Source organism: Mesorhizobium sp. M1328, assembly GCF_040318075.1.
GTDB lineage: Bacteria > Pseudomonadota > Alphaproteobacteria > Rhizobiales > Rhizobiaceae > Mesorhizobium.
This window is the reverse complement of the sequence record NZ_JAMYLO010000005.1, coordinates 211,236-229,051: the sequence shown is the minus strand read 5'-3', so window position 1 is coordinate 229,051 and position 17,816 is coordinate 211,236. Positions and strand designations below refer to the sequence as shown.

At 56.7% G+C, this 17,816-nt stretch carries 12 protein-coding genes; 5 read left to right on the top strand and 7 right to left on the bottom strand.

Going from position 1 to position 17,816, the window contains the following annotated elements; genetic code table 11:
• Positions 1 to 4: 4 nt before the first annotated feature.
• A complete protein-coding gene (locus tag NKH23_RS13815) occupies positions 5 to 3,415 on the top strand; it encodes an AAA family ATPase (protein ID WP_352975987.1) in 3,411 nt (1,136 codons plus the stop codon).
• Positions 3,416 to 4,311: 896 nt separating this feature from the next.
• On the opposite strand, the gene NKH23_RS13810 is transcribed toward NKH23_RS13815, so the two are convergent.
• Entirely contained in the window at positions 4,312 to 5,352 is a 1,041-nt protein-coding gene (locus tag NKH23_RS13810) for an alpha/beta hydrolase (RefSeq protein ID WP_353034947.1), read from the bottom strand.
• Positions 5,353 to 6,049: 697 nt separating this feature from the next.
• On the opposite strand from NKH23_RS13810, the gene NKH23_RS13805 reads away from it, so the two are divergent.
• Both NKH23_RS13805 and NKH23_RS13800 read left to right on the top strand, forming a co-directional pair.
• Positions 6,050 to 7,132 (top strand): WD40/YVTN/BNR-like repeat-containing protein, encoded by a 1,083-nt coding sequence (locus NKH23_RS13805; protein WP_353034945.1) that lies wholly within the window; start codon positions 6,050 to 6,052, stop codon positions 7,130 to 7,132.
• A gap of 2 nt (positions 7,133 to 7,134) precedes the next feature.
• Positions 7,135 to 7,440, top strand: coding sequence for a MoaD/ThiS family protein (locus NKH23_RS13800; RefSeq protein WP_353034943.1), 306 nt, complete (start codon positions 7,135 to 7,137; stop codon positions 7,438 to 7,440).
• Between the two features lie 305 nt (positions 7,441 to 7,745).
• On the opposite strand, the gene NKH23_RS13795 is transcribed toward NKH23_RS13800, so the two are convergent.
• Positions 7,746 to 8,594 (bottom strand): hypothetical protein, encoded by an 849-nt coding sequence (locus tag NKH23_RS13795; RefSeq protein ID WP_353034941.1) that lies wholly within the window; start codon positions 8,592 to 8,594, stop codon positions 7,746 to 7,748.
• Positions 8,595 to 9,286: 692 nt separating this feature from the next.
• Between NKH23_RS13795 and NKH23_RS13790 the strand changes: the two genes are divergently transcribed.
• Positions 9,287 to 11,224 carry a LodA/GoxA family CTQ-dependent oxidase gene (locus tag NKH23_RS13790; protein WP_353034939.1) on the top strand — a complete coding sequence of 646 codons (1,938 nt, stop codon included), beginning with the start codon at positions 9,287 to 9,289 and terminating at the stop codon, positions 11,222 to 11,224.
• Complete coding sequence (locus NKH23_RS13785; RefSeq protein WP_353034937.1) at positions 11,221 to 12,357, top strand: hypothetical protein; 1,137 nt, start codon at positions 11,221 to 11,223, stop codon at positions 12,355 to 12,357. Before NKH23_RS13790 ends, NKH23_RS13785 begins: the two co-directional genes overlap by 4 nt.
• On the opposite strand, the gene NKH23_RS13780 is transcribed toward NKH23_RS13785, so the two are convergent.
• The 5 genes from NKH23_RS13780 to NKH23_RS13760 are packed head-to-tail and all read right to left on the bottom strand — an operon-like array spanning position 12,322 to position 17,446.
• Positions 12,322 to 13,533 (bottom strand): AarF/UbiB family protein, encoded by a 1,212-nt coding sequence (locus NKH23_RS13780; protein ID WP_353034935.1) that lies wholly within the window; start codon positions 13,531 to 13,533, stop codon positions 12,322 to 12,324. The genes NKH23_RS13785 and NKH23_RS13780 overlap by 36 nt on opposite strands.
• A gap of 8 nt (positions 13,534 to 13,541) precedes the next feature.
• Positions 13,542 to 13,838 (bottom strand): YciI family protein, encoded by a 297-nt coding sequence (locus NKH23_RS13775; RefSeq protein ID WP_353034933.1) that lies wholly within the window; start codon positions 13,836 to 13,838, stop codon positions 13,542 to 13,544.
• Positions 13,839 to 15,200, bottom strand: a complete 1,362-nt coding sequence (locus tag NKH23_RS13770; RefSeq protein WP_353034931.1) for a TfuA-like protein — start codon at positions 15,198 to 15,200, stop codon at positions 13,839 to 13,841. It abuts the gene before it with no gap.
• Complete coding sequence (locus tag NKH23_RS13765; RefSeq protein ID WP_353034929.1) at positions 15,197 to 16,384, bottom strand: YcaO-like family protein; 1,188 nt, start codon at positions 16,382 to 16,384, stop codon at positions 15,197 to 15,199. The genes NKH23_RS13770 and NKH23_RS13765 overlap by 4 nt, the downstream gene beginning before the upstream one ends.
• 9 nt (positions 16,385 to 16,393) lie before the next feature.
• On the bottom strand, positions 16,394 to 17,446 hold the full coding sequence (locus NKH23_RS13760) for a hypothetical protein (protein ID WP_353034927.1): 1,053 nt from the start codon (positions 17,444 to 17,446) through the stop codon (positions 16,394 to 16,396).
• Positions 17,447 to 17,816 lie beyond the last annotated feature (370 nt).

Here is a 17,816-nt window from a genome sequence, read left to right as displayed (position 1 = left end):
GCAGATGGATTGGTTCAACGAGTTGCAGCGCCGGACGCTCTCGCCCGAAAATGCGTTGCGGTTGAGCTTTGCCTTTGCCGACGTTGACATATCGCGATCGCTTGAACGGCTGCATGTGCCAGCGCTCGTCCTGCATGCCAACGGCGACCGGGTCGCGCCTTTCTCGGAAGGTTTGGAGCTCGCCAGATCGATAACCGGTGCCCGCTTCGTCGAACTGGAAAGCGCCAATCACATCCTGCTTGCCGAGGAACCCGCGTTCCGCAACTTCATTATCGAGGCGTCGGCATTTGCCAACGAGGCGCTTCAGGCGCAAACGGTCGTTGCGGTCGACCCGAGGACCCGGCGACAGGCAACGATCCTGTGCGCCGATTTCCAATACGCCGAACCGGTGATGGAGAGCCTGCCTGCCGACGTCGCGCTGGAGCGGGTCGATCCTTTCCTCACGCAGGCCACCGCACTCGTGGGCGACAACGGAGGAACGGTTCTGGCGATTTCTGAGAACGAGCTGGTCGCGTCGTTCGGCGCGCCCGAGCCGCTCGAAGGACATGCAGCGCTTGCCTGCCGGACCGCACTCGCGTTGCGCGAGCTCGCGCTGCGCCACGGCGATTGGATGACCGGAGTTCGTGCTGCCCTGGACACAGGCATCGTCATCGTCGGCCCGGCACGTGACCGGGCTTTGGAGGTGCGCGGCGGGCCGGTGTCCGTGGCCCATACGCTGTGCCAGGCGTTGGGGCGCGATCTCGTGGTGGCAACCGCCAGGACCCGGGCATCGGCTGGCGGCTTCGTCAGCATGGAAGCGCTGGCAGCGCCACTTCTGTCGGAATACCCGAAGAACCAGCGGCTCTTTGAAGTGAGCGAGATCAGGCGGGGCCGCTCGCGCTGGCAGTTGCGCGCCGAAACGCAGCTGTCGCCTTTCGTCGGCCGCGAGATGCAGCTGCAGATTCTGAACAAGGCCTGGCATGACGTATTCGACGGCGAAGGTCAGACGGTTTTCGTGGTCGGCGATCCCGGTCACGGCAAGTCGCGTGTCACGCATGAATTCGTTGGCGCCATCCCTCACGATGACGCTGAGAATCTGGAGGTCGGCGCGCTCGAAACGGACCTGCGCAGCGGCTTCGTAGTTATTCGGAAATTGCCGCAGGCTCTGTTCGGCGTGGGCGACACCGAAGCCCCGGCAATCGCTATCGACAAGGTGCTGGCCGCGCAAAGCGCGCAGGGCTTCGATGAGCGGCTCCTCGATCCGATCATGGCAGTCATGGAGCTGCCCGTTCAGGATCCGAACTGGGCTATCATTTCTGGCCAGGAGCGATCCCGGCGCATGCAGGAAGCAGCGGTTGGGCTTCTGCTCTTCCTTGGCCGCAGGAAGCCCGTCGTTCTCCTGGTCGAGGACCTTCATTGGATAGACGCCGAGAGTGAGGGGGTCCTGGTGCGGCTGGCGCAGGCACTGCCCACTGTCCGCTGCCTGCTTATCCTGACCTGTCGGCCCGAATACGATCGCGGTGCCTTCGCCGCTGCAGGACCTTCCGAAATCCGCCTGCCGGCCTTCAATGCGGCCGAAGCAGCAGCATTTCTTGACTACCTGGTTGGCAGGGACCCTGAGCTCGAGCGGCTCCGCGGCGCGGTCTCGGATGCGTGCAAGGGCAATGCATTGTTCCTGGAAGAGACCGTCCACGCCCTCGCCGAGACCGGCAAGCTGGAAGGGGAGCCGGGCCGCTACCGGCCTTCTGGCGAGGTCGACGAGATCGTCGTTTCGGCGAGTATCCAGACGATCGTCGACGCTCGCTTCGAACGTCTCGACAAGGACGCGAAGCGGGTGGCCGAGGTCGCCTCGATCTTCGGCGGAGAGATTCCGGTGCCCTTGCTACGAACGATGGCGGCGCTGTCGAGCCTGCGCTTCGATGCCGCCCTCCAGAATTTGAAGAAGGCCGATCTCCTGGTGGAGCTTCAGGTTTTTCCCGAGGCTTTCGTCCGCTTCAAGCACGTCCTCATCCGAACTGCTGTGTCAGGACGTATCGTATCGTCGGCGCTCATCGAGCTCCACAGGACTGCGCTTGCCGAACTGAAGGCCCATTACGCGGACCGGCTTGAGGAGCACAGCGAACGCCTGGCCAGACACGCGCAACAGGCTCACCTTTGGGACGAAGCCGTCGGCTATCTTCTGATCTCGGCTCGCAAGGCGATCAGGCGGTCGGCGCACGTCAGTGCACTTGAGCAGCTGGACCTTGGGCTCAGGCTGCTGAGGAGCAACGATGTCGCCGACGCCGATGAGCAAGAGATCGAGTTCCAGCTCGCGAGGGGCGTGGCCCTCATGGCGGCTCGTGGTTGGGGTGCGACCGAAGTGCTCGCCGCATTCGAGCGTGCCGAGGAACTTTGCGGCAAGATCGGCGACCAGGCGCGTCTGTTCACGGCGCTGCGCGGGAGAGCCCAATACTACATGCTTAGCGGTAAGCCGGCAGCCGCGCAGGAACTGGCCTGCCGATGGGCTGGCATGGTTAAGGACGACAGCGACCCCGGTCTCGCGATCGAAACCGAGCACATGTTCTGGACCAACAATTTCTTCCTTGGGGAGACGGCGGCGGCCCATGGCCATGCGGAACGCGCCATCGGCCTCTACGACCCCGACCGCGATCACTATCTGACGTACAAATACTCCGGTCATGACCCGGGCGTCTGCTGCCGCTGCTTCGCGGGATTGTCAGCCTGGCTGGCCGGCGAGCCGGATAAGGCAAGGCTACGGTGCGAAGACGCAATCGGACTCGCCGGACGTTTCGAGCATCCGCTGAGCATGGCACTTGCGTATTGGGGGACCAGCTACCTCCATATGTTCGCGGGTGAGCCTGCGGCCGCGCTTCGGGCGGCGGAAAGCGAGCTGCAGATAGCAGAGAAGTCCCAGTTGCCGCTCCTTATCGGCCAAGCCGCGTTCCAGGTTGGATGGGGGCAATTCCGGCTTGGGGAACAGGAGGCTGGCCTGCGCGGCATGGAGGAAGCTATATCTGCCATTCGCCGGACCGGCGCTGAAATGGGGCTGCCCTATCTGATAGGCCTTTACGCCGAAGCGCTTGGCGACAGCGGCAGGCTGGACAGCGCTCGCAAGTCGGTTGAAGCTGCCCTCGAGCTCGGCCGCTACAACGGAACCTATTTCCAGCTCGCCGAAGTACTTAGGATCGAAGCCTGTATCCGCGAAAGGAGCGGTGGCGGACCTGACGAGATCGAGAAGATGCTCCACGAGGCTGCGAACGTCGCTACCTTGCAGCGTTCCGCGATTGGCCAACTGCGTATCGCTGTGGAACTCGCTCGCTGTCTTCGAAGCCGTGGAGATGTCGAGAAAGCGCGTGAACTTATCGCGCCTCACGGCAAGCTGGTCGGCAAGCTCCACGATAGCCCGGATGCGCACGCGGCGCGTGAGTTGTTCTAGCGTGGCTACGTGACGCGTGCCCAGCAACCATGCCGCCCGCCACTGCGGCTGAATAAGCGTTCTCTAGCCCGAACTCTCCAAGGCCGTGAACCCTGCACGTTTGGTGCACAGGTTTTGAGGCTGACTATTTCGATAGGTTAGCGGCCACGGAATCTTGCGAACTTGAGCGGATCGTTCGCTTGGCGAACGCACCTGATTTCCAACTTGTATGTCCGTAATTGGCGCAACCACGATTGTTGGTGTCGGCTAACGGGAAGCGGCAGGGCCGATCTTAACGTCCGACATGCAGCGCAAAGCGGTCATCACGCGGCGGCCGACCCAGGCCGGCTTCGAGCCATAGTTCCGGCTCGGCAGAAGTCACAGCGCATTCTCCCGAGGTCGCGGCGACCATCCCATTCGTACGCCGTTACCGCCTTTTGCCGCACACACCGCCAACGGCCTTTCCAGCTTGAAACGCCTGGACTATATGTGGCTGCAAGAACCTGACTGACGAACACGAGGACAACGGAGCATAAGGGCAGGCATAATCTCCCCTCCCCTCTTATGGATCAAGTATCGTAAACTGAGCGCGGGAACATAGCGTATCTGAATTGGCCCACTTCAAAGCGAAGATGGCCATAACTAATTGATATTGAACAGTTTTGGTGGGCCCGGAGGGTCAACGTTTCCTGTTGGAAATCAATACGTTAGCGGATGGTTCGCCAACCCATTTCCTTCGTATCTTCTCAAATGGTCTGGCGAACCGGAGGACAATAAGGAGGAATGAACCTGTCTATCAGCTTCTCAATCACAGCGCACACAGATGTCCTTGCGGCGCGCCCAAGTTTCGCGGGCATGATGGCCCACTCACAGATACCGGCGCCACCGGTGGCGGCAAATTTTCTACTCCTGCCACGTTACTCCTCGCGGCCCAGCCAATATCGGGAAAGGCAAGCGAACGACCGCTCATATTCGTAAACCGGCACGGTCAGATGCGAATATTCACATACAATCTTTCCCTCGCCGACCCACCGGGTATCGGCGAAAGGCAGCTCAACAGTCCCGTACCCGACCTCTGGCCCCGAGTCCTTGTAGAGCTTGCGGACGTACTTGGCGCACGCTTCATTCGGGGTTTCTAGTCCAATGTTCACGGTCACCTCGGCGCTACGCATTTCTTCCTTAAGGTAGTGGGAAACGCCGTTCTCTCGCGCTACACAAGGGGGCGCCGCATACGTCATCCAAACGGAGAGCGCGAGAAGCACCGCGATGGCCGACTTGATTGGGAATAATAGAAGGCCAGACCACCATGGAGGTCGAGCACCGCTGACGTCGCCCTCAGAGGTCTTGCACTCGCCTGACGCCAGGAAAGTAACCCAGTACTTCTCAATGAAGGCGATCTTGAAGTAGCCGCTGTGTGGCATCTCATGAACGCGGTCTCTGACCTGTGTCGATCCGAAGCCGTACGTTCCGGAAGCCCCATATCCCCAGCTGAAAGCTTCGGCAGCGACTGGCCAAATGTCACGAGTACCGCACTCGTTGACGATCGCCTCCCTTGCGGGAGAATGATTGATCTGACTGGAGATGCGCCCCCAATCGAACCCTCGCGGCACGATGGAGCCACATAAGATTAGTCGGTCAAGCCTTATGTCATTGTAACGGAGCAGAATGCGCGTAAGTGCATACGACCCATAGCTGTGCGCAATGAGGTAAAGAGGACGACCGTTCGAGGTCGCGGCCACGTCACGGATTTCCTTGTGCAAGCGATCAATTGGCCCAGATCGGCAAAAACCAAACGGGCACCAGAATCGGAAGACGTCGAAGTAGCCATACTTGACCGGCACGACCTCGACACCTGCCTGCTTCTCGAGCAGTGCCTTGACCGGCCCCTGCCAGTAAGCCCGTGTCCTGATGCCGTGGATCAAGAGCACGATCGGGCGTTTTGTTCGACTATCACGCATTGTTCCCCCCAAAGAACCAGCTAGGACCAGCCGCGCTGCCATTCGCTGCCTATCAACCACGGCTCGGGCAAAGACCCGGGCATTTTCGGTATTTGCGAACTCTTTGCTTTCGCGGACTGTCGATATGGCAAGTTGATTTTTCTTTCACAGACTAGCACTGATGTCTTGGAGGCAGTGCGAAAAATACCAATGCCATAAGTAGTTGACGTGGAGATGGTCGATGTTGACCGTTTTTTGTCACCGATTCAGAAACAGGCTTTGAGATTAGCCGGTACGAAACTGGCGGCGTTCGAGAAATCGTTGGCAAATCTCGCGACTTTCCGCGTCGATTTTTTCTCCGCAAACCGCCATCGATTGGATTTCGCGGCAAAACCCGTCAGATCGTTATCACGTGACAGCGCTCCACTCGCAATAACGTGTGCATCAGGGTCTTGCGTCTGGCGACCCCCGGAAGCCGACGGGAGAGCCTATTGATCCCTAAAGTCTATGCCAACGCGCGTCACCGCCGATTCGATGGCGCACAATGACGCGATCAAAAACGCCCATCGCAGTTGCGGCGAAGTGGAAACAGAGCTCGGTGGCGACGAGTTGACGTTATTGCTTTAGGGCGTAACGTTCCTCCTCCGGCAGCGAGTGCCAACGAAGAAAAAACGAGAGGTCGAAGGGGCAGACCTGTCGCCGGCAAAAGGAGCTGATCGTGGCGAATCATGTGCTCGTTCTCATCGGCACCCGCAAAGGTGCTTTCATCCTGGAAAGTGATTCCACGCGCAAATCGTGGGGCCTCAAAGGTCCGTTCTGCGCGACATGGCCAATGAACCATGTTGTCGGCAACCCGGCGACTGGCACGATCTATGGCGGCGGCGGTAATGAATGGTTCGGCCCGGCCGTCTGGAAATCGACCGATCTCGGCGAGAGCTGGACCCATTCGAGCAAGGGGCTCGCCTATGAGGGGGGCGCCGAGCCGATCAAGGCGGTGTGGAGCGTCGCGCCGAAGAACGGCAGTCTTTATGCCGGCGTGCAGCCTGCTGGCCTGTTCCGTTCCGACGATAGCGGTGAAACCTGGCAGCATGTTGAAGGGCTGCAAAAACACCCGTCACGCCCACAGTGGAGCCCCGGCGGCGCCGGCCTGATCCTTCATTCGCTTGTGCTTCACCCGTACGACGAGAATCAGATGTGGATCGGCATCTCGGCGGCCGGCGTGTTCCATACGTCGGACCGCGGCGGGACATGGGAGCCCCGCAACAAAGGAACCCGTGCCGATTTCCTACCGGAGGGTGAGAATTATCCAGAGTTCGGCCAGTGCGTGCACAACCTCGTTATGGCTGCAGGGAGGCCTGACCGGCTCTACCAGCAGAACCATTGCGGCATGTATCGCTCGGACGACGGCGGCAAGAGCTGGCAGAGCATAGAGAAAGGTCTGCCGTCGAGCTTCGGCTTCCCAGTGGCGGCCCACTCGAGCGACCCCGACATGGCCTTCATGATCCCACTCAATGGCGACACGGCGGGCCGCTATGTACCCGATGCGAAAGCCGCAGTGTGGCGCACGCGCGACGCGGGCAAGACCTGGCAGGACCTACGCGAAGGCCTGCCGCAGAAAAACGCTTATTTCGGCGTGCTGAGGCAAGCGATGGCGACGGACCGGCTGGAGCCGGCCGGCGTCTATTTCGGCACATCGAGCGGCACGATATTTGCCAGCACTGACGAGGGCGATAGCTTTGCACCTATCGCCGAGCATCTGCCCGTCATCACCTCGGTCGAGACAATGGTGATCGAGAGGTAAGGATGCCGAACGACACGCGTCACCCGCGACCCGCTCAAGCCGTTGCAATCACCGTGAGACTACCCGGAGTGCTGGTCGACCTGTTCCCTGGCTCGACACGCTCGGTGGAGATGTCGGTATCAACGGTGCACGAGATGATGGACGAGTTCGACCGGCGGTGGCCGGGCATGCGCGACCGGCTCTGCGACTCGACGCCGGCGATCAGGAAGCACATCAACGTCTTCATCGACGGTGAGCGCGCCAGGCTTGATACGCCCGTCGAACCAAGGACGAAGGTGTTCGTCATCATGGCGATCAGCGGAGGGTAAGCTTCGGGACGGCTACTTTTCGCCGCTTGCGCCTCGCCCCGGACATTGCCTTTCTGCAGGAGAACAGCAACCTCGGCGCCAGCCTTTCGCGCCAGTCCGTTCAACCCAGGCTCGCCGCGGACCGCTCCGCGGGCCTCTGCCGCCGGAAAACAGCGACGCGGGAGCTATGATGCGATGGCCTCTGGCTGCTCTGCGATCGACGAACGGGTCCGAGCCGGCATCGCGCATCGCCGAAAAGGCGATCTGCCCGAGACTCCAAGCGCCGCCGGATGAAAGTCCGTGGCAGGTGAGCCCAAGCTTATCGTTCAAGACGGACAGGTTGAGTCCTCGTCGACAAATCCGTCATTGTCATCGTCTCCGTTGTCCCCATTCTCCTCGTCTATGCGTCCGTCGACATCATTATCAATTTTGTCGCCGCAAAATCCGGTGAGCGTCGTGACATGAACATACGGTGTAAACCAGGCACGCGCCACGCCGTCTTTGTCGAGCAAAGCTATAGGATGGTCATTTGCGCCAACCCATTTGTCGGCCTCGCCGACGTCGTCCATCAACTTAATTAGTTCGTCCGACGTCATATTTTTTTCTAGCTTTATAGGCTTTGTAATTGGTGGGACCCTGTGGATATGGCCATTGAGTTCAACCGGCTCTGTGTTGTGGAGCTCGCCGAAATCCGGACCCGAGAAATCGAATCCAGCCTTGAAGGCTAGATAGAGCTTAGCGTGTCCCTCGGCAGCCTCATGTCCGTGCTTCGCCTCTGGTATCTCAGTAAGGATGCCAATTGACTCAAGCGCCTTGTTCGGATTCACCCAGACCTCGACAAATCCCTTCGTCGTCTTTGCTGCGCGCGCAACCCGTGCGCCTTGTGGAGTAATCGAGTCGAACTGAACTGCGATCTGATGCGAACCATCTGAGAGGGTAACCACAGGCGATTTTGTGATTTCAAGTAGTCCCGAAAATAAGATTACTTCCGGTTTTCCTTCGGGCTTTTTCCCAAACACCACCGATGTTACGCCGATTGCTTGCCCGAAAATGGCCCCCCCTCGAACTGCCACCGGCGATGAAAATGGGGCAAAAACATCCTGTCCAGAAGATTCTCCGACTGAGAAACTGGTCATAGCCAGAAAAACGCCAAATAAACATACGCGGGTTTTCATGTGACAATCACCCCTTGATTTTGAGATATGCTAAAAGTGCATAGCTTCCTCTACCGCCGTTCGGCTTGATGAGTGTCTAATCACGCGGGACCGTCGCAAAGTTACTTGCTTCAGCTCATCCGGGGATTTCTACCTTCTCGAACTTTATTACAGCCATACCTTGCACCTGCATTTACAACATAGAAATGCCTATACAATCACGAGACCCTCTCGATAGACTCCATACGAACGCATTGGGCAACTTGGCCTCTTGTCGTTTCGTAGAGCAATTGTAGAGAGGCCCATTTCGACTCTCGTCACAACCAGGTGCGAAAGGCCCACGATATGATCGAACGGGCTGCGCTGCATGCAGAGGTCTTGCTTGAAACTCGGGCTTGGGTGGATGGCTGGTCTCGAAGTGATTCCAACGGTTGTTCGAAGGATCTCATGTGGACGCCGACCAACGTCGCCAGCCCCGCAGCTATCCCGTTAATATCCACCGGCAATTTCAGCAGTCAGTTCCAATAGATCAGCGATAGAATTTCCTTTTCCACTAAAAATGACTATTCTGGGAAGTCGCAATGTAGCCCAACGGAACATCTCTAGATCTGGGGCATGGGGTCGGCGAGAGCGCGGCTGAAGTCGTCATGCCTCTCGGAATGCACTTCGATCTGAGCAGGAACGGCCTGCCGAAGGTCAGCGTGGGGGAAAGAATGGCCACTACAATCGTGCGAGCTTCAATACACCCGGCTATAGGCATCGCCCGGCTAGGCAGCAGCCCAGATGAGTATCTGCTCGCCCCGCAAGTTCCGCACCCGCCGCCAAGGCCTGTCGACAGCTCCCACGACAGGAATGGCCATCTCAAACGTGAGGCTGTGGAGTTCCGTATCTATGGATACGACAAGAACGATCATGTCGTTGCCGAACTGACCGCTGATAATGCCGAAATCGTCTGGACTGTCCACGTTGCGAACGCGAAGGCCGCGTGGTTCAAATTTAGACACGCGATGGATCTGGATACGCTCAAGAGTACCATCGTCGAACGCCGAAATCCCAAGATCCTCGATCCTTCCGAACGCCGTAAGCTGGTGATCGATCCTGGCAGCCGGTGGATATCTGGCCGCAGTCAGGGCGGAACGGAAATACACCGGTTTGATACGGGCTCTTTCAAAGAACAGCCGGTAAACCTTGGAGAGCTCCGAACAACAGCGGAGGGGCGTCTGCTATTTCTTGGTGGTCGCGGCGTTTCCAGTTCACCCAGCGGTGCCCCACCCTATGTCGACTCGGACTCCGATGCTTTCGGCAATGCTGAAGACTGGCATGACGACATAGCTGACGGGCCCATCGACGCAATAGTGCGCATCGACGACATCGACATCCCAACAGAGGGAGCATGGATCGCCTCCGCCCCCCCGAATTATGCCCCCGATATCAAATCCTGGCGAACGCTCTATGACTTGCTGATCGATCTCTACATAGATGCAGGGTGGCTTCCCCGAAATCCCGCTATCTCGTTCACGGAGGACGTCTACCCGATGCTCGCCCGAATGAGCGGACTGCAGTGGGTCAACAAGGCCTTCGCAGCAGTTTTTGGGCACAATGCACCTTTCGATTTCCTTGACAAGGACAGGATCGACCAGATCAATCAGCTCCATGGCGGCACCCCGGTCGATGTGTACAAACCGCTACGGATGGCGATCTTCAAGATCTTTCGTGAACAGACTGCTCATGCTTCCGATCCAGCTGCTTGGCCATGGCTCTACGGCGACTCCTATGGTACATCGCCCGAAGACGATCCATACCGAAACCTTGCTCTAGGCGGCGAGCGTTTGCGTTCAATGAAGTCCTGGAGCGAAGGCAATTTCATCGCCGATTGGGGCAAGCGCCCCTCGCCGCCCTCCACAATCGACCGCTATGAGCTCGACGATCAGCCGGATACGCTCGACCGTGCAATGCTGGATTTCTGTGCCGCCGACGCATTTCATCCGGGAATCGAGCTGACATGGCCAATGCGCCATCTGTCGATCTATTCGAAGTCATTCCGTATCGCGCGCGCAACCCAGGGGGAATTCGACTACGGCTCGCATCTCGACGTGGACACTGCGTTGGGTTCGACCGGACCTTTACACGGCCAATTCCCAGGCTCCTTGACCAGATGGATGCTGCTCCCGTGGCAGATAGATACGGGCGGCTGCTTGGCAGGGTATGAGGACAGCCTAGCATTCGACGCACCAAGCTTCTGGCCCTCACGCGTTCCCAACCATGTGCTCGCCCATGAAAACTACCTAAAAGTTACGAACCTGTCCCTCCCGAAGGAGGAACGTCTAAACGCGTTTAACCAGAGGAGGAGCTGGTTTGCGCCACTCAATAGCCCTGGCCAGGACTGGGGAGAACATCTGATCCAAGAGTTCGGCAATATGGGGGTGGTCGAGGCTTACCCCGGCGTCGGAGGAGACGATCATATTCCGCCGGTCATCTACGTGGAAACTCATCCCGGCACCAAAGACAAGATTGTCATTGCTGATGCTGGTGGTGTCGCTCCCGCTTCTGCGCCGGCCAGCGCCTCGGCAGCGGATTTACGGGCACAAGGGGCGGGTTTCGCTGACGAGGCCGATCGAATCGCAGTGCGCAAAATGAGGTTTGGCCAATGAGCTTTGCCGTCCGCCGCGCAAGTAGTGCGGACATTATCGGCAACGGGCCTGCTGCTTTGGTGGCAGCCATCGCGCTGGCCCGACGCGAATGGAAGATTAAACTCATAACTCCGCCCAGACGCCGTCCGTACCAGCCCCGCATCGATGTTCTGGGGGCTTCCGCACTTCCTGTTCTGCTCAGGCTGGGCCTTTCCATCGACGAAATCCACGCCGTTGCCAGACCATGTCCTGGCAGTTGTTCTCGGTGGGACACCTGTGACGCACACTGCCATGACTATCTGACTGGACCATACGGCTCGGCATGGGCGGTGGATCGCCCCGGCCTTGAAACTCTGCTTCAATACCACGTCGCCAAGGCGGGCATCGCATTGGCTTCGGACAAAGATCCGACAGTCTCGTCGGATAATGACGCGGCGCTCACTCCGGAACAACACGACGGCAAGTGGAGGATCCTGGCGACGGGAGCCGTTAACAGCCGTTCTGGTCTGAAGTCCGAGTCAGAATACGACGACAGGCTTATCGCGCTCGTTATGTATGGAAGGGTAGACGCGGGCGGTGAGCCGCTCGACGCCCGCCTGCTTATTGAAGCTGCCGCGGACGGATGGGCATATGGGATCGTCGGCCCTGGCAATCGTGCTTGTCTCGGAGTGATTACTGACGCGGAGGCCTTAATTGGGTCAACTCCGCACTCCCTGGCCTCGAGAGTGCTGGATGCGACCACCGGTATTGCGCGCCTGGCCAGTAAGCTGAACGAGCCGGTCTCGTTTCATACATTTCCCGTACGTTGTCGTTGGCTGCCTCTCAACGTCGCTCACAACACCCTCAGATTGGGCGATGCCCAAGCGAGCTTTGACCCGTTGGCAGGGCGCGGACTTTGGTCTGCTATCCGCATGGCAGAAGAAATGGCTATGATGCTCGACGCACGTCCGAACCGACTCGCACTGCTTGAACACAGGGCGCGAGTTTCATATCAACATTACCTCACAGAACGTGTCAGCCTGTATCGCGCAGGCCGCCAACGGTTCGGGACAGGGTTTTGGGCTCGGCGGTATGGGTTGGACACAAAACACGATTCTGCACACACAAATGAAGCACGATCAAAGGCCAATGGCGCCCTCTTCCAAAGTGTGTAGCAGCCTTTTCGCCTCTAGCTGAAAATCAAGGCTAGAATCCAGTTTCACTAACGTCCCCTGCAGAAATGCCAGGCTCACCAAGATGTTAGCAAACCAAGACTCCACCCGAACACCGCTCCGGGCACAAGTCACAAAAACGGCCATTATAAACTTTCCAACATCGACGTCTCCTGCTCGACGCCCATGAAATTGTTCGACGAGATCGCCAATGGCAGTAAAGAACTCAAATTCTTTGTACCTTTTTGCCCGCGACGTCGCCATATCCACTATCAAAGCTGCACACAAATTACTGTTGCCACTGACGATTGCACCAAAGAATTTTCGAAATTTTACCTTGACTCGATCTGTGATCCTCTCGACGTATCCATAATCCAATATAACAACGTCTCCCTTCGCGTTCAGATAAACGTTCCCCGCGTGCAGATCGCAGTGAATTAATCCGTCGATAAATACCATTTTGAAGTAAGCTTTCAACAATATGTCCGCCGCCCTCGTGCCTCTTTGAGTTCCGTTCAGTTCCTCGGATATTACCGCCAGTTCTTCGATCCTCTCGTACACCAACGCAACAGGATTGCTGTGCTGAGCATAGCATCTTGGTATGACGACGCCGTCTACGCGTCGAAATGCTTCCGCAAATTGCAAGGCATTCGCGCGCTCGCTATCGAAATCGAACTGGCCGCGAAAGACCGGCGTCAGTGCATTTATCCAATCCAAAGCCGGAATGTTCCAAACAGACATGATCCGGTTCGCTAAAGTCGATATCGATCGAAACGTCCTCGCGGATTTGAGATGCTTTTCCTCTCGATGCAGATCTTTAACCTTGATAACGACTGGCGCGCCGCTCAAAAGAGTCGCGCGAAAAACCGACCCAACGGACCCTGAAGCCAAGGCGCGTTGATCAATTTTTGCGAACCAAGTCTCATCGACTTCGCCTCGGAACCAACAGTTCGGACTCACGTCAGCTTGTAACTTCAGGAGCCCTTCGCAGAAATACCGATCAGAAAACTGTGCCCTACCGCTAATAAGTTGCGCTATCTTAATCACAGCGGGACTATCGGCAGCACATTGGCGAGCTAGCGTTGTGATGACATACCGTCCGACCGCCGTTCCGCCGAATCTAGGCGATATCCTGACAACCAACGCATACAACGATATTGTAGCAAGCAGCCGAATCATTCGGTCACTCAAATGAGTTTGAAATCAGCCGAAGTACTCAGATTTGCATAGTAAACATCCCACTCGTATTCCACAACATTACCAATTGGATTTAACGGATTGCCCTGGTGCAGCTTCCTGGCGGTCTCCAGATCATCTGCATTAATAAGCGTCAAGCCGCCGCTGCTATCTTTCCAAGACCCACAGGCCAGAAGGTGATCATCTTCCTCGAGTTTTTTCAGCCAATTTATCAGATCCGGTATCAATTCATCGAATTGCTCTTGGGTTCCAGTTAGTGTCCATAAAAATACGTAGGCCGCTTTCATCTACCCCGCCTCCTCGGTAACCTCATCCTTGATGGGACATATTCCGCGCAGTGCACGACTTTTCATATAGGCGTATTCATCGACAACGATGCGAAAGAGGTCCTCTTTTGACAAGAAGCCGTTGGAAGCCATAAACGATCTCAGGCGCCCTTCATCTGAAAGCCCATGTTTCTGACAGTACCACGACATTGCTTCTTCAGTTTTGACTGCGGTGGCGGCTCTCTTCAGCGCAGTTGATTTTCGAATTGCTCTATTTACGAAGGTATCGAACAGACCGTCGAGCTTCACTTGCTCAAAGATCATTGCAGCCGACTGATCGCCGACAAGTGCCCAAGCCTGAATCGCCAATGCAGTATCCAGCATCAGCCCACTGAATGTACTTTCCGACAGGCACTGCCTCCGAAGCCACAGGCTTTCCAACCGGGGATTGGTCACACCCTTCGCTTGAAAGTATCGACGTCGTACTTCCTCGACGCGACCTTCGACCTGTTGCTGATAGCCATTTTTCGCGGCGTATTGTGCACCAAATTTCCTTAAACGAGCGTCTTTGAGTGCCATTGAAAAAGTGCCATTCTGCAATTTTATCTCGTCAAGTATCTGGTCATTGGAGATTGGAACCATTGCACCGCTCGATCGGTCATAGTATAGAGCGCCCGCCTCCGCCAGCATTTCTTCTAGGTATACGGTCCTGTTTGTAACGTACTTTGCCACGTATCTTTGACTATGATCTACTTCCCTTAGGTACTTGATAGCATGGATCGCATCCCGCCTCTTCTGATCGACCTTGACCTTCTTCAGAGCTGCAAACAGGTCTGCGGCTCGCTCAGCCTCGAACGCGCTAGACAGTATATTCTCGTACTTTCGATCAGAAAAATGGATCGACTTGGCAGCGGACACAATTCGCTTGGCTTCTCTCTCGGATATTAATCCCTCTGATTTGGCTCTTGCTACGGTGGAGCGGATATTTACCAATGCATCAGTGACCGGCATGAATTGAAGATCTGAGGGGCCATGCAATATTGCAACCTCGTCGTCATCGGTAAGCCGTCCACTGCGAAATTCGTCGTATATGGCACCAATGCCGACCATTCCGAACGCCGCCAATTCTGCGGCCCTAAGCGCGCCCATACTGGCTGCCCCGACCATGTGGATTCCCGCCTCCATCGCCCAGAGGATTTCCTTGTGCCAAACAGACGGTACGCAGCCGAAATATCCGTCAATCAGACAGATGGTTCTGGGGTTCTGCGCACAGGCCCGGAGGATATCACCTTGCGAAGCTGGGGGCAGGCAAATCGCGTTCGGCAGGTAGGTGCGTATCTCTTCGACGGATATCGTCGGACCGCTGAAGACGATGGTTGTCATGACTCCACCCACCGCGCCCGCTCCACACGCCTCGGATTTACAGCCATCAAATGACGTGAACTCCCTTCGAACTCATGGGTCGGGCCTTCCAGCCCGGGCACGATAACCCGAACCACCGGGATATCGAATTCGGCCTGCCGCAGGTCTACCACCACAGGCAAACCGAAACCCAGTTGCCTCAAGGTTCGAGAAACACTGACCAATTCAGCTCGCCGTCCTGAGTGACACTTGTGATACAATTTGCGGCAGTCCAGTGTTCCGCTTTCCCTATTATCCTTCAGCGCATTTGTTGCTATCGGCGGGCGATAGCAATTTCGAGGACGATCTTCCCGTGCTCCAGCTATATGGGTTAGGCGGCTTTGCGCCGCCTCCAGGATAGCGCGGCGAAGCGCAATCTCTCTTCGCGAGTGGCAGCCGAAACCCTCGGCGGGAGGTACGTAATGTATACCCGGATGCGGTGCAGCAATCTCACATCGCACAACCGGGATCGGAATCTCGCTGGAAATGTCCCAAAGGCGAATCTGACCGACTCGCACGATTTGATCTACAAGCCTTCTGGCTGTACCATCAACAACTGTCCGGACGTCAATTTCACGATGCGTCGGCCGCATGACGCAGCGCTCTCTATTTAAGGAAATCGCATCGCGCTCGATCACTTCGTAGAGTCCATGTAATATTGCCTGTTCCTTCGTATTCCCTGCGCCGAGTCCGTTTGTTGTAACTGGAAATATACTCTTTCCGACGCAGCTTGATTGACACGCGTCACTTGTGACGGTCTCGTAGGGCACCCAAACCTCTCGGCCGGTTGTTAACTCGGATCCGGCGCACCAGAGGATCTTTGCATTAGGCGCAACATCCCCGTCAGACATCCTGGGCAGGGCGTCCAGCGGGACTACGTTCGCTGTCGCAGCCATTTCTTGGAAGGTCGCATGCCGAAGTGGCAGGCGAATGTGCTCTGCGTGCCAAGATTCAACGGCCTCCATTAGCCCGGAAACTTCGGCAGCAGCCAGACTGATTCCCTTGCCCTGCGACACGTCGGAAGAACGGGAGTTGGGTCTAAAGACCATAACAGTCGGGATACCCAGTATGTCTAACCCCGTGGTATTCCCCACCCTTGTGATACCAAAGCGATCATAAAATGCTCGGATTCTACCTGCTGTTTCCTCGCTCCCACTCTTAAACACGTTTCTTACCTACACCCTGAACAGTGAAATACCGGGCTCCACTCGTTTTATCTGACCAGGAGGCGCCTCGTAATTATCTCCGAATATCGTTTTCGTGACACATACAACGCGATAATGTAGCGGACCGGACGGTGGATTTGGATCGACCCACTCATTTTCAAAAATGGCGCCGCTCACATTGGCCCAACCGCCTTCCCCAAAATCCGGATTCGGCGACCGGTACACATGGTAATGGTGGAACATATCAGTCGTTGGCAAATCCACGGGCATGGCAGCCCACTCGAGGCGAACGGCGGGCAGGTCGCGTGGTCCATCCCCTGGTATGTATTCGTACTTCATGATATCCGGACGATGCAAAAAGAAGTAGGCCGGGCCAGTAAGGTATGTCGTTGCATCTCCTATCTTCAGGAGGGGCGGACCGAGCGGTTGTGACGCATCGACGTAATTGATTTCACGCTGCGAATGCAGTCGCACGCCGTAAGGTGGCCAATCCACTATGCGTCCGGCCTGACAGGGAACATCTCTGGAGACCAAAGAGATCACTTCTCCTGTCGCTTTGATCTTTGCTTTTATAATCATGCTGTTGTTCAGCTGCATCTTGGCTGGGAACTGGAATTGAGGGACCGCCTTATCTAGCGGCTGCAGCCAATCATATGGCTGCATCCTCTCATCCATCTGGATCGAGACAGCTACATTGTCGTCCTCACCGTCCAATACCAGTCCAGTTATTTCGACCTGTGCTTCCCAGACCCCAAGCTCTGAGTTAAAGCCAGGGGCGAAGGATGCGCAACGGCTGCAAGCGCGGGCGATGATGGTGCCTGCGGTGGGGCCGAGTCCTTCTTTCATAACCTCATAGCTGAACTCCAACTCAGTTGCGCTCGCGGAATCACGTGGATGCGCCGGTTGCGTGTCGCCCTGCGACAGCGTCGGCGTATGAGGAATCGTATCGACTCCCAAGGCGATCACCAGCTCGGTAAAGCGGGCCGGCCCGATGCCGGGAGCTTCCCATACAGCCGACAGGCTCGTGAAAGCACCGCCAAAATCGGCTTTTCGAGCGAGCAATCCTCGTGCCAGATCTCTCCCGGTATCGTCCTCTCCGAGTAATTCTACCTCACTCCACAATAATTCTGGATCGCTATGGGAATTTAGGCGCTCTATTACGCGTGACGTCACCTTCTCAGGTATCATATCTGGCGTTAGGTACTTAACATATCTCGTTGATGGAATGTCAAAGTCGCAGTTTTCACATCTTATATCTGTAGATCTAACTCTGTTGGCGCATATTTGGCAACGGATGACTATCTCCGAGCCGCAGTTATTGCAATATTTTGTGTATTCCTCATTTGAATGGCTGCAGACCGGACAAGAGAAAGTATGTTCAGCACTTTGCGGCATCGCCTAGATCTCCTGCGGTGAGGTGCGTTATACGTTA